This is a genomic window from Palleronia abyssalis (genome assembly GCF_900302445.1).
GTDB lineage: Bacteria > Pseudomonadota > Alphaproteobacteria > Rhodobacterales > Rhodobacteraceae > Palleronia > Palleronia abyssalis.
The window spans coordinates 99,158-112,641 of the sequence record NZ_ONZF01000002.1 but is presented as its reverse complement, the minus strand read 5'-3'; the positions used below and the strand labels follow the sequence as shown (position 1 = coordinate 112,641).

The window sequence follows — 13,484 nt, the reverse complement described above, 5'->3', positions numbered from 1 at the left end:
GTTTACAGATCCATGTAGATGTGCGTTTCCGCTTCGGCGCCCGGATGCGTGACGGCGCCCTTGTAGGTCGGCCCGACAAGCTGTGCGAATTTCCACAGCGCCCCGCTGGCATAGTTCGTGGGTTTGGCTCCGGTCCATCCCTCACGACGGCGCTCAAGCTCGGCCTCGTCGAGATCGACCGAAATTTCACCCTTCACAGCATCGATGGTGATCACGTCGCCGTTCTGCAAAAGGGCGATCGGGCCGCCCTGCGCCGCCTCGGGGCCCACATGGCCGACGCAGAAGCCGCGCGTCGCGCCCGAGAAGCGCCCGTCGGTGATCAGCGCGACCTTCTTGCCCATCCCCTGACCCGACAGCGCGGCGGTGGTGGCCAGCATCTCGCGCATGCCGGGGCCGCCCGCGGGGCCCTCGTTGCGGATCACCAGGACCTCGCCTTCCTTGTAGGTGCGCGCCTTGACGGCCTCGAACGCCTCTTCCTCGGACTCGAAGACGCGGGCGGGGCCGGTGAAGACCTGTTCCTCGGCGCTCATGCCCGCGACCTTCACGATGGCGCCTTCGGGGGCAAGGTTGCCTTGCAAGCCGACCACGCCGCCGGTCTTGGTGATCGGTGTCTCAACCGAGTGGATCACGCGTCCGTCGGCCTCGCGGTCGATCAGGTCGATTTCCTCGCCGATGGAGCGGCCCGAGGCGGTCAGGCAATCCTCGTGGATGAGGCCTGCCTTGCGCAGCTCCTTCATCACGACAGGCAGACCGCCCGCGTCGTAAAGGTCCTTGGCGACGTATTGGCCGCCGGGCTTCAGATCGACGAAATACGGTGTGTCGCGGAAGATCTCGCAGACATCCTGCAGGAAAAAGTCGATCCCCGCCTCGTGCGCGATCGCGGGCAGATGCAGGCCGGCGTTGGTCGAGCCGCCGGTGCAGGCGACGACCCGCGCGGCGTTTTCCAGCGACTTGCGCGTCACCACGTCGCGGGCGCGGATGTTCTTTTCGAGCAGGTTCATCACCGCCTCGCCCGACGCGGTGCCGTACTGGTCGCGGGATTCATACGGCGCGGGTGCGCCGGACGAGTTGAACAGCGCAAGGCCGATCGCCTCGGACACGCAGGCCATGGTGTTGGCGGTGAACTGGCCGCCACAGGCCCCGGCGGAGGGGCAGGCGACGCGTTCGAGGATCGCGAGCGCCTCGTCCGACAGGGTGCCGTTCTGGTGGCGGCCGACGGCCTCGAACATGTCCTGCACGGTCAGGTCGCGGGTGGCGAAATCCTCGGGGACGTTTGCGCCGGCGGGCACCTTGCCCGGCAGGATCGAGCCGCCATAGATGAAGACCGACGGCACGTTCAGGCGCACCATCGCCATCATCATGCCCGGCAGCGACTTGTCGCAGCCCGCAAGGCCCACCAGCGCATCGTAGCCGTGGCCGCGCATGGTCAGTTCGACCGTGTCGGCAATGGCCTCGCGCGAGGCCAGGGACGAGCGCATCCCCTCGTGCCCCATGGCTATGCCGTCGGTGACGGTGATCGTGGTGAACTCGCGCGGTGTGCCCGAGGCGGCCTTGACGCCCATCTTGACCGCCTGCGCCTGGCGCGACAGGGCGATGTTGCACGGCGCGGCCTCGTTCCAGCAGGTCGCGACGCCGACAAAGGGCTGGTCGATTTCGTCGGCGGTCAGGCCCATCGCATAATAGTAGGACCGGTGCGGCGCGCGTTCCGGCCCCTCGGTGACGTGGCGGCTGGGAAGTTTGGACTTGTCCGGTTTGCCCTTCAGCATCGCGCTTCGCTCCCTCGACTGTGACGCCCCCCCCGAATAGGCGAGGGGCAGCGTATCGACAAGACTTCGTTCCAAGGACCCTTGCCGCGGCGGGGGGACGGCGCACCTCAGACGGCGAGATCTGTGAAAGGACCGACATTCCATGACGCCCGCATTCGACCGCTTCGTCGCCCCGGCCCGCCAGCGGCCCGCGCTGTGGCGGCTGATCGTGGGATGCCTCGTGATGGGGGTCGTCATCTTCGGCTGGATCGCGCTGATGTTCGGGGCGGTCTGGGGCGTATCGGGCGGGGCGGGCGTGCGACGCGAGCTGCAGGGCCTGATGGCGCCCGACACGCCGCGCGCGACCCTGCTTCTGCTGGCGACCTTCATCGGCATGGCGCTGGCCCCCGTCGCGGCGGCGCGGATGCTGCACGGGCGTGGCCCCGGCACCCTGTTCGGGCCGCGCGGGCGCCTGCTGCGCGATTTCGGGCGGGCCGTCCTGGTCGTGGTCGTGCTTTACACCTTTTCGCTTCTGGCGCTGAGCCAGGGCATGCCGCCCGAGCCGAACCTGGCCCCCCGGCTCTGGGCCACGTTGCTGCCGCTGTCCGTGGGGCTGGTGCTGATCCAGACCGGGGCCGAGGAGCTGATCTTCCGCGGCTATCTCATGCAACAGATCGCGGCGCGGGTCCCGTGGCGGCTGGCCTACCTTGTGATCCCTTCCGTGATCTTCGGCGCCCTGCACTACGATCCCACCACGGCCGGCGACAACGCCTGGCTGATCGCGCTGTCGGCGACGGCCTTCGGTCTGGCGGCGGCGGACCTGACCTATGCCACTGGCAGCCTTGGCGCGGCATGGGGGCTGCATTTCGCGAATAACTGCGCGGCTTTGCTGATCGTGGCGACGAAGGGCACGATCACGGGGCTTGCACTGTATGTGACGCCCTACGCTGCCGACGATCTCGAGGTCACAAGCACCCTTGTCGTGATGGACCTTGCCGGGGTGGTCGTGATCTGGGGGCTTCTGCGGTGGTGGCTGCGCCGTTGATTGCAATGGTCGGCCGGCATGCGTATCTGACCCCGCAACCGGAACGAGGTCTGCGATGAACTGGATTACCAACTACGTCCGTCCCAAGATCGGCTCGCTTTTCAATCGACGCGAGGTGCCCGAGAACCTGTGGACGAAATGCGACGAGTGCGGCTCGATGCTGTTTCACCGCGAGATTTCGGAGAATCTGAATGTCTGCACGCAATGCGGCCATCACATGCCGATCACGCCCCGTGCCCGGTTCGAGGCACTGTTCGACGGCGGCGCCTTCGCCGAGGTCGCGGTGGAACAGCCCCTGACCGACCCGCTGCAGTTCCGCGACCAGAAGAAATACCCCGACCGCCTTCGTGCCGCGCAGCGCCAGACTGGCGAGAAAGAGGCGATGCTGGTCGCCGAGGGCGAAGTGGGACAGGTCGGGATTGTCGCCGCGGGCCAGGATTTCTCGTTCATGGCCGGATCCATGGGGATGTATGTCGGGAATGCGATCCTGGCGGCCGCCCGCCGCGCGGTCGAACTGAAGCGGCCGCTTGTCCTGTTCTCGGCGGCCGGGGGCGCGCGGATGCAGGAGGGCATTCTGTCGCTGATGCAGATGCCGCGAACGACCGTCGCGGTCGAGATGCTGAAGGAGGCGGGCCTGCCCTATATCGTGGTACTGACCCACCCGACCACGGGCGGCGTGACCGCGTCCTACGCGATGCTGGGTGACGTCCAGATCGCCGAGCCGAACGCACTGATCTGCTTTGCCGGGCCGCGCGTGATCGAACAGACCATCCGCGAGAAGCTGCCCGAGGGCTTCCAGCGGGCCGAATACCTACTGGATCACGGCATGCTAGATCGCGTAACCGACCGCCGCAAGATGCGCGAGGAACTGACCGTCGTTCTGCGCATGCTGACAGGGATGCCGGCCGCGGTTCAGGCCGATCTGCCTGCGCCAGGGACGTCCGAAGGTGCGACCGCCACGCTTCCGCCGCCGACGGCGCAGGGGTGATGCACACCGCCGCTGCGAGGTCCGACGTCATCCTGGATCGGCTGATGGCGCTGCATCCGAAGGTGATCGACCTCACGCTCGATCGGATGCGGCGTCTTCTGGACGATTTGGGAAACCCCGAACAGCGGTTGCCCCCGGTGGTGCACGTGGCCGGGACGAACGGCAAAGGCTCGACGCTGGCGATGATCCGGGCGGGGCTCGAGGCGGGGTCCGGGCAGGTGCATGCCTATACGTCGCCCCATCTGGCCTGGTTCCACGAACGCATCCGTCTGGCGGGAAAGGTGATCTCGGAAGACACGCTGGCCGCGTTGCTGGACGAGTGCGAGGGCGCGAACGGCGGCAAGCCGATCACGTTTTTCGAGATCACGACAGCGGCCGCCTTTCTGGCGTTCGCCCGGACCGAGGCGGACTGGACTTTGCTGGAGGTCGGGCTGGGTGGGCGGCTGGATGCGACGAACGTGATGACGCCGCGGGTGTCGGTGATAACGCCCGTCTCCATCGATCATCAGCAGTATCTGGGGGACACCCTGGCAGAGATTGCCGGCGAAAAGGCCGGTATCATCAAGCGGCAGGTCCCTTGCATCGTCGGTCCGCAGGAGGAAGTGGCGCTGGACGTGATCGAGGCGCAACTGGCGCGGACCGGTGCGCCTGCCTCGATCTACGGGCAGCATTGGCATGTCTGGGTCGAGCGGGATCGGCTGGTTTTTCAGGATGAGCGCGGACTGTTGGACCTGCCAATGCCTGCGTTGCGCGGCCCCCATCAAGTCCAGAATGCCGGGACGGCCCTTGCGGTGCTGCGGGAGCTGGGCGTCGACGAGGCGGGGTGCGAAGCTGCGATGACGGGCGCCATCTGGCCCGCGCGGATGCAAAAGTTGGCCCGGGGGCCTATCGTCGACGCTGCCGACGGGGCCGAGGTGTTTCTGGACGGCGGGCACAATCCGGCGGCTGGTCAGGTCATCGCGGCCACACTGTCGGATATGCCTGCACGCGAAACGCACGTGGTTTGCGGCATGCTGAACACCAAGGACGTTGCGGGTTTCCTGCGCCCCCTTGCCCGAAGTGCGAAAAGCCTGACTGCCGTGTCGATCCCGGGCGAAGCGAATACCCTGGATGCCCGGACGACGGCCGATGCCGCACGGTCCGTGGGATTCGAGGCCTTCACTGCGGCTTCGGCCCTGGAGGCGGTACAGAGGATTGCGGAGACCGCGCCGAAATCGCGAATCCTGATTTGCGGATCCCTCTATCTTGCGGGCCGGATCCTGAGGGAGAACGGCTGATCCCTGCCCTCAACCAAGGTCCAGCCATGCGTCCATCGTCACCTCGACCAAGCGCAGTGTATCCCCCCCATCGAACGTGAAGACCAAGTCTTTGCCGTCCTCGGACAGGGTGTAGTTCACGCGGCCGCCCCCAAGTTCGATGCGGTCCACTTCAGTGTCGAAGTCGAGGATGGTGACGTGGCAGAGCTTGCTTCCCTCACCCACGAAAACGAACACATCGGCGCCAGTGCCGCCCGATGCCACATGGTCGGCACCGCGCGAGATATCCATCTCGATCACATCATTCCCGGCGCCGCCGTCCATGGTCGAACTGTGGTATCCGGACTGGATCGTGTCGTCGCCTTCGCCGCCTTTCAGGGTGTTTCGCCCGGCTGACGCGCTGATCAGGTCGTTCCCCGATCCGCCGTATACGATGTCGTTTCCGTTCCGTGCGTCCAGGATATCGTCGCCGCTGCCGCCCCAGATCTCGTCATCGCCTCGGCCGCCATGGACCGTGTCGTTGCCTGATCCGGTCCGTATCAGGGTGTCATCGTCGGTGGTGCGAAGTTCGTCGTCGATCCGGCTGGCGATCCTGCCATAGGCGTCCGAATAGGTCGGATCGATCAGATCCTCGGGGTTGGCTATTCGGATCGCAGCGGCATCCAGGCCAAATCCGGTCCCGAAGGTTTGCAGATCAACGTTCTGGAATATCAACGTGTTCGTCTGCCCGAGCTGCAGGTAAAGATCGGTCCCGATCAACTCGAACGCTTCTTCGGGTATGGGTTCGGCCCCGATAAGCAGGCGCAGGTCGATGCTGTCGACCGTGATGGTTTCGCGCAAGGGGTCGTAATCCGTCAGGCGCACGGATCCCCCGCCCTCGACCCCCCTCAGCACGATCTCGAGGTGGTCGCGCCCGCCACCGCCGGTAACGGCATGGTTGGCCCCCGTCATGAGATTGGCGAAGAAATGGTCGTCCCCGGTGCCGCCATCCGCGATGACCCCGTCCTCGCCGAGGAAGAGGAAGTCGTTCCCGTCTTCGCCGAACAACGTGTCCCTGCCGTTGGACGCATCGAGCGTATCCGCCCCGTCGCCCGCGCGGATCACATCGTCGCCAAACCCACCGTCCAGCGAGTCCGCGCCTGAGGTGCCGATGATCGTATCGTGTCCGTGCCCGCTGTTCAGCTGCACCCCCGGAGACACGTCGCCGGCGATTTCCGCGGACGCGGCATCGATAAGGTCGTCGCCATCGGTGGCGTCGAGCGGACCCGGCGGGGGCGCGATGGCCGCGATCGCGTCGGCATTCGTGGTATAGAAGTCGTGAAGAATGACGCGGCCCTCGGCCGTATCGAGGCGCAGGTCGTTCAGAAGACCGTCGGCCTGGGCGGAATATCTTGCACCACGTTCGAGAAGGCCGACCAGGTCCAGTGTTTCACCACCCACGCGCAAGGTGTCGCCTTGGGCGGCATCGAAGTCCACGATGTGATCTTGGCCCAGCCCGGCGACGAACACGTCGGCCCCGGCGCCGCCTGTCGACATGTCGTACCCGTTCCCCCCGATCAGCGTGTCGTTGCCACGCCCGCCCATGAGGACGTCGTTGCCGAGCCCGCCTTGAAGCGAATCGTGGCCGTCCTGTCCGAACAGGTGATCGTCACCGGCCATGCCGTTTGCGCGGTCGTCGCCGGTCCCACCATAAATAAGGTCGTTGGCGCGGTCCTGCCCGGTGATCGTGTCGTTGCCGCCATACCCAAAGCCGAAAGCGACGCCGTCTATCCCCTCGTCGAAGGTCATGCCGTCGACGTCGTGGCGTTCGTTTCGTACCCGCCCCTCGACCAGATCGGTCCCGAACTCCTCGCCATGCGCGTGTACGACCGGATTCTCGCCCAGAGAGAAGAGGTTGAACCCATGGGCAAGAGAGCCTTGGTGCAGGTAGCTGATGGTGCCATCCGCGGCGATGACCGCAAAGTTTGATCCGCCGGTCTCGGCGCCGGGAAACCAGCTTGCGCCCATTCCGTTGTCGGTGAACCACTCCCAGGCGCGGATATAGGTGGCCGGTTCACCGTCCAGGGTGTCAGGATTGTCTACCCGACTGCCGCTGGCGTTGATTTCAGTAAGCAGGATCGCGTCGCCGAGGACCGGGGCGTAGTGTGCCTCGAGCCGTTCCGCCAGAAGGTCGAGGTCGCCATCGGACCTGACCCAGCCGGGATAAAGGTGCGCGGACCAGACGAGATTGTCGCCAATCGCGTCCCGTATTGCATCGAGCGCTGTCAGCCCCCCGATATCGCCCGCATCGAGATCCGTGAAACGCCCCGAGTAGCCGAAACCGCCAACGAGGATATTCGCGTCCGACCGTGCTTCGATCCGCGCGCCCAGTTCGATCATGTGCTCGGCATATAGTTCGACGAAGCGGGCGTCATCGACTATACGGTCGCCGTTTTGATAAGCGGCGGGCTCGTTTGCGATCTCGTAGCCCCAGACGGCGTTCTTGACCTCCGAATGCGCATCGAGCCAGTCGAGCATCGAGTCCCAGCCCTGAATCAGCCCATTTTTCACATCCCCGTCGAGCCCCGCTGCGACCACGTCCGGATCGCTTTGGTCTTGACCGAAGCGTTGGATGTCACCGCCGGCATAGACCATGACCAGCTGGAACCCCTCAGAAGCGGCGGCTTCCAGGAACCGCTCGTACTGTTCGTGAAGCTGACCGTTCTCGTCGAACGAATACTCGTTGAAGGCCATGCGCAGCGTGTTGACCGAGGGCAGCGCTTCCTTGAGTTTTGCGGCAAATTGCTCGGGGTTGCCGTCCATACCTAGCGGTATGGTCTGGAATTCGGAATGCCAGAGGTAGTATTTAGAATCCTCGGCGATATTGTCGGCGTAGGTGCCGTTCCGCTTGTCGGTCTTGGCCAGTTCCTCGGCCCAGACCTGAAGGTTGATCATGTTGATTTCGCTGGTATCCGCCATATCCGCCCGTCCCGATTGGTCGCCTGTTTTTCGTAAGCTGCGCCATGGGGATGGCACAGATCGAGTTAACCCCGAGCAAATTTCGCGGGAAAGTTGTGGTCACTGAAGGCGAATGCGAGAATTCCGCGCATTTTTTTCTCGCCGCACATCGAAAACCTTGCGGACCGGCCCGGGTTGGGTCATGGCCTTCAAACAACTATACTGGGTTGCTGCTGGCCGGTTTCATCACAACCCGATGACTGTAAACCTTCTTGGCGAACGCTTTCTTCCGATTGTCGTGCGATTGGTCTAGACTGATCGAAGGCTTGGACGAAGCCGAACTAGAATGGCGACTATATATGCTGCAGGATAATCGGCTTCGCGGCCAAGACTCGCATGGCGAAGACGACGAGATTGATGTGTTCGCCTTGTTGGGCAGTCTTTGGCGTGGGCGGTGGACCCTACTTTTCTGCGCGGTCCTGATGGGCGTGATCGGCGGCTACTACGCCATGCGGGTCGCGGTTCCCATGTACACGGCTTCGACGTCCCTTGCCCTTGAGCTGCGCAGCGAACCGATCGTCGACATCGAAGCCTTGGTAGGCGGCGCATCGACCGAGGACGCGGCGATGAACACCGAGGTCGAAGTCATTCGATCCCGAGGGCTTCTGGTCCAACTGGTTCGGGAGATGGACCTGACCGAGGATCCTGAGTTCAACGCGGCACTTCGGACTGAACCGGTATTTTCGATCGGAGCCGTCATCGGCTCCGTCCGGGATATGTTGCCGGATTTCGATTTCTTTCAATCGGACGCCGTAACTGCCGAACCGAACGCTTCTTCCGCCGAACGTGATACGCTTAATAGGACAGTTGGAGCCGTTCGACGTGCGATTTCAGCTAATGTTCAGCGCGATACGTATATATTCAATATCAATGTAACGACGACCAGTGCGGACAAGTCCCAGGAAATTGCAAATACACTTGCCGATATATATATCCTGGATCAGATCGATCAGAAGTTTTCGGCAACCGAAAATGCGGTGACTTGGTTGTCCGAGAGGGTGGCAGAGTTAGAAGTCGAGCTGAATAACCGTGAGGCCGAGCTGAAGTCAATTCGAACCGAAATTGATCTTGTCAGTATTGAGGCCTTGGAGGCGCTCAATCGCCAGTTGATCGATACCCGCGAACGGCTCGGCGCGGCCGAAGCAGATCTGTCGATCTCCCAGGCGAGGTCGAATCGCATTGAGGAATTGCGATCGGCCGGAAATATAGATGAGCTTGCGGAATTCCTGAACAGCGGTTCGTAGAGTGCCCTTTTAAGCGGAAACGGCAACCCAAGTCAGGCCGAACTGGATGCGCGAATCAATCCCGTCGTCGTCCGATTGCAAGCCGATATTTCGCGTCAGGAACAACAGGTTGCCGCGTTGCGAAGTTCGGTTGACCGGCTTGAACAGCAGGTTTCTTCCCAATCCGACGATTTGGTTAGATTGCAGCAGGCCGAGCGTGAAGTCCAGGCAACGCGAACCCTGTACGAGACGTTTCTGACACGTCTGAAAGAAGCGACGGTGCAGCGGGGACTTCAGCAGGCGGATAGCCGCGTCCTGTCCGAAGCAATTCCAGGTCGGTACGTGTCGCCTCAGAAATCCCGAATTGTGCTTGTGTCCGTAATGCTCGGGTTGGCTTTGGGTGCGGCCCTGGTCTTCATGCGCCAATTCATGAATAAGGGATATCGAACCGCCGATGACCTTGAGGCGGGGACGGCGTTGCCGGTGTTCGGCCAGATCCCGAAAATGCCCATCAAGCGGCGTTCCCACCTGATTACATACCTGAACGATAAGCCTGCTTCTGCGGCAGCGGAAGCCGTGAGAAATCTGCGGACTTCCATTCTTTTGGCCAGTCCAAATCAAGCGCCGCAGGTCATAATGTCGACCTCATCTTTGCCGGGTGAGGGAAAAACCACCCAAGCGATTTGCCTGGCGCACAACTTTGCCGGGTTGAACAAGAAAGTGCTGCTGATCGAAGGCGACGTCAGGCGCCGGACACTGAACGAATATTTCAAAGTCGAGTCGAACAAGCCGGGTATAGTAACGGCATTGGGGCGTGAATCTGGTGATATTAGTGATCTCGTCGTTCGCGACCCGAGAATGAACGTCGATGTCCTGCTTGGGGAGAAAAGTACCCTCAACGCGGCTGACTTGTTCTCCACGGGGAAGTTTGACGAATTCCTCGACAGGATGCGTGATGCTTACGATTTCATCATCGTAGATACTCCGCCGGTCCTTATTGTCCCGGAAGCGCGGGTGATCGGGCAAAGCGTCGACGCTATAATCTTCAGTGTTGCTTGGGATCGTACAAGCAGGCTGCAGTTGAAAGAGTCTCTCAGACAACTGGATCGTGCGAAGTTGGACGTGGCTGGCCTGGTTTTGGCACAGATCGATCCGGCAGGGATGAAGCGATACGGCTATGGCGGGAAGTACGGCACCTATAGCACGTACTCCAGCTCATACTACGATCAGTAACACCGTTCGTAGGACCTGCGTACGGTGGCCTAAAAATCCGGAAATACAGCTTCGGTAGAACCACGCCCGATTGGGAGTGGCTTTTACCGTGTTCCCTACTGGCATGTGTTTATGCCGGTATTTCCCTTGGCGGCGTTCGTCCGGCGCCAGGTAAAAGCCACGCCTCGTCTTGAACTGATCGTCTTGCCAGCAAGGCAAAACAGCATTCGAGGACCGTGAATGACTTTGACACTCGCCCCTGTGACCGGCTTTTTCCCGCAAGCCGATGGCAACAAGACTATCGCACAAGAAGTTCAATTCGAACTATCCTCCGAGGGCATCGATACCTTAGGCAATGCTACGATCCCGGTTCGCCGCATCGCAGCCCAATTGGATGAGGAAGGCCGCTTTTCGGTTGGGCTTTGGCCCAATTCTCGGGGCGCAACCGACACGTATTACAGAATTTCACTACTGAGGCGCCCATCTGGAACCGAGAACGGGTGGCGGCGGGAACTTGGCACAATACAGGTTCCCGAATCGGGCGGCGATGTCGCCGACCTTCTGAGCGTCGGACATACAAAGCTGCCTGGCGTCCTCGTGTCGGTAGTGCCCGAGGGGGACTATCATAAGGTCGTCGCCGCGACGGAAACCGCAAAGGCGGAGGCTGACCGTTCTGTTGTCAAGGCTGAAGCGGCCGAAATGGCCGCTTCTTTGGCCGTTAATTCTGCAGAAGCGTCACGGCGGTGGGCGAACGAAGCCCAGAATACCGAGGTCGAGCCGGGGAGGTTCTCTGCCCTCCATTACCAAGCGAGAGCGGAAGAAATTTTCCTGGATGCGGAAAAGGCGCTTGCCACCGTTCGTCTGGAGACGGCTTCGCGGTTCAATACCGTGTCGGATTTCATGCGGGCGGCGCAATCCGGGGCCCTGAACGATTTCCCTGATGGGGCAGCATTCAGTGCCGTTGCCGAAGGGGTGACCTACCTCAAGGAGTCAGCTAATTCTGAGGACCGTCACATCGATTTTTGCCCCGATGGGGGCATTGCGCTACGGGTCGTGGCCCGCGACGGAGTCCTTCCGATTTCCGCGTTTGACCCCGAGCCGAATGCGAAAGACGCTTTGGGGCGCGCGGTGCGAGCTATGAACCTGCACGGCCATCGGCTCAGAATCGATGTTCCGATTGAGGTGGCATACGAGACTTTCGAGGACATTCCCAAACTCGCGGATGGCGCACATCTTATATTCGATGCGCCGATTACGATGAAGACGTTCGGCGTTCCCGTCATGTGGCACGAAAACGATGGTACGGCGGGTAATGTCACGTTCGAGCGCCCTCAATTCCGCTACTCGGGAACGGCACAGAAAACCCGGCCCCAGCTGATGATCGATTTCTACAATCGCACCTGGACGTCTGCGGCCCCTTATTCCAACCGAGCGCAGGCCGCGCTTCTTTTCTTCCGAGGAAGCCGTGTCAGGATCGTTGGTGATTTCGAAGCGAGGGCAACAGACTTCTCGGCGCCCGAAAAGCTGATCCCCCGCGCATTCGTTATGCTCCGGGGCCCGAATGGCGAGGCCGGCAACGTCTATGCCGGGGATTTCCACTTCGACGGCATTCTGTTCGGGATCATAGGGACGGGAATCGATGATTTCTGGATTGGTGACGTCTACTCGGATCGGTGGTCCCAGTTAGACACAAGTGCTTACGAATGGGAAGCGCCGGCGCACGTGTGGTATTTCACACCAAATGAATCCGGTGAGTACAATATTCGTATCGGCAACTGCTACGATAGCGGCCGCGAAGTCGGCGTTCCGTATGTGACGGGCGCGACTTCGTACAAGTGTACCACACGAGCTTCTACCTTTCAGACCGGTTTTCTGTTCTCGCGACGCAGCCAGGGGATCGCCGATCTCGAAGTGGCGTCCGCCAGTATTGGCGGAGGGTACTGGGATGGTTCACTGCACAAGAACTCCCAGCTTGGCGGAGCGAAGGTCGCCCGTTTTGCAGATTTCAACAGTGGTGGTTCTATCAGTGTGAATTTCGGATCCTGGTTTTTCCGGGTTCCGGAAGATTACAACGACTACGTCCAGATCGACGCGACGCGAGCGAGTGGACGGTTCATGTTCGACGTTCCGGGCACGAAGATGGGTGTGCCGTTCATCCAAGGTGTCATGAATCGCTGCGATTTCGACATATCGCTTTTGATGTCCCAGAGCCAGGACACGAGCCATCCGGTGGCGGTGCGTATCGAAGGCGGGGGCGCGGCGAACCGATTCAGGATCCGAACCGACTCGCCGCAATGGGATACGCTTCGCGTGATCTCTCAGGACAAGGTGTCCAGTTCCGGGAACTCGGTGGAAATTTTCGAGATCACGACGGGATCCCGGCGCATGATTGCAAACTTCTACGAATTTCAGGAGGTCTTCTTCAGCGAACAGGTTTCAGCAACCGCGGGTCCGGCGGTATCGACCAAACCACTTGTTCCGAAAGGGGCGAACCTTCGCAGTCTGTCGACCCGTGTGGTCGAAGCATTGGGCCAAAGCGGAGGTATATCCGGATATTCCGTTGGAACTTTGGGGGAATCCTCGCTGTTTGGCTCTAGTGGAACAGGGGTGAACAACGGCACAGACGATAAGAACTGGAGCCGCGACGCGAGTGGATGGCAGAAGGAATCGTTTGGTATCAGGTTGGCCGCGCTAGGCGGCACGTTCGACGGACTCGGCCTGATTCAAGTATCCGGATGCTACACCAGCGGGAGCCGGAATCACGACCTCGTTTGATCGGGTAAGTGCGTCAGTTCGGTGGCGTCCGGCGAGGATTCCACCGAACTTCGAACGGAGCGTAGCCGTTGCCTGCGTGATAGGGCTTCGAAGGTCTTCGGTAGTGCCGAAAATTTGCGCTGAAAGGACATTTCAGAATAATCAAATTTGAAGGGATCTTGTGACAAGATGTGCGAGTCCGGTAAGTGGTAGACAAGTGCCAGCAAGGCAGTCCTTCAATTTTACAGTTTTTTAGTCTCGGAC

General features: G+C 61.4%; 8 protein-coding genes. 6 read left to right on the top strand and 2 right to left on the bottom strand.

Annotation, left to right across the window (positions count from 1 at the left end):
- Nucleotides 1-2: 2 nt before the first annotated feature.
- Complete coding sequence (ilvD, locus tag PAA8504_RS04265) at nt 3-1,766, bottom strand: dihydroxy-acid dehydratase (RefSeq protein ID WP_108892928.1); 1,764 nt, start codon at nt 1,764-1,766, stop codon at nt 3-5.
- Between the two features lie 142 nt (nt 1,767-1,908).
- Here ilvD and PAA8504_RS04260 point away from each other — a divergent pair, with 142 nt between their 5' ends.
- The 3 genes from PAA8504_RS04260 to PAA8504_RS04250 are packed head-to-tail and all read left to right on the top strand — an operon-like array spanning nt 1,909 to nt 5,055.
- Nucleotides 1,909-2,790, top strand: a complete 882-nt coding sequence (locus PAA8504_RS04260; RefSeq protein WP_108892927.1) for a CPBP family intramembrane glutamic endopeptidase — start codon at nt 1,909-1,911, stop codon at nt 2,788-2,790.
- A 55-nt stretch (nt 2,791-2,845) separates the two neighbouring features.
- Complete coding sequence (gene accD, locus PAA8504_RS04255) at nt 2,846-3,778, top strand: acetyl-CoA carboxylase, carboxyltransferase subunit beta (RefSeq protein WP_108892926.1); 933 nt, start codon at nt 2,846-2,848, stop codon at nt 3,776-3,778.
- Entirely contained in the window at nt 3,778-5,055 is a 1,278-nt protein-coding gene (locus tag PAA8504_RS04250; RefSeq protein ID WP_108892925.1) for a bifunctional folylpolyglutamate synthase/dihydrofolate synthase, read from the top strand. The genes accD and PAA8504_RS04250 overlap by 1 nt, the downstream gene beginning before the upstream one ends.
- Before the next feature lie 9 nt (nt 5,056-5,064).
- Here the strand turns inward: PAA8504_RS04250 and PAA8504_RS04245 are convergent, their stop codons facing one another.
- Nucleotides 5,065-7,992, bottom strand: a complete 2,928-nt coding sequence (locus tag PAA8504_RS04245; RefSeq protein ID WP_108892924.1) for a hypothetical protein — start codon at nt 7,990-7,992, stop codon at nt 5,065-5,067.
- Between the two features lie 338 nt (nt 7,993-8,330).
- On the opposite strand from PAA8504_RS04245, the gene PAA8504_RS04240 reads away from it, so the two are divergent.
- From PAA8504_RS04240 to PAA8504_RS04230, 3 genes are all read left to right on the top strand, one after another.
- On the top strand, nt 8,331-9,275 hold the full coding sequence (locus PAA8504_RS04240; protein WP_108892923.1) for a GumC family protein: 945 nt from the start codon (nt 8,331-8,333) through the stop codon (nt 9,273-9,275).
- Nucleotides 9,276-9,350: 75 nt separating this feature from the next.
- On the top strand, nt 9,351-10,487 hold the full coding sequence (locus tag PAA8504_RS04235) for a polysaccharide biosynthesis tyrosine autokinase (RefSeq protein ID WP_108892922.1): 1,137 nt from the start codon (nt 9,351-9,353) through the stop codon (nt 10,485-10,487).
- Nucleotides 10,488-10,706: 219 nt separating this feature from the next.
- A complete protein-coding gene (locus PAA8504_RS04230) occupies nt 10,707-13,241 on the top strand; it encodes a hypothetical protein (RefSeq protein WP_108892921.1) in 2,535 nt (844 codons plus the stop codon).
- The last annotated feature ends 243 nt before the right edge of the window (nt 13,242-13,484 follow it).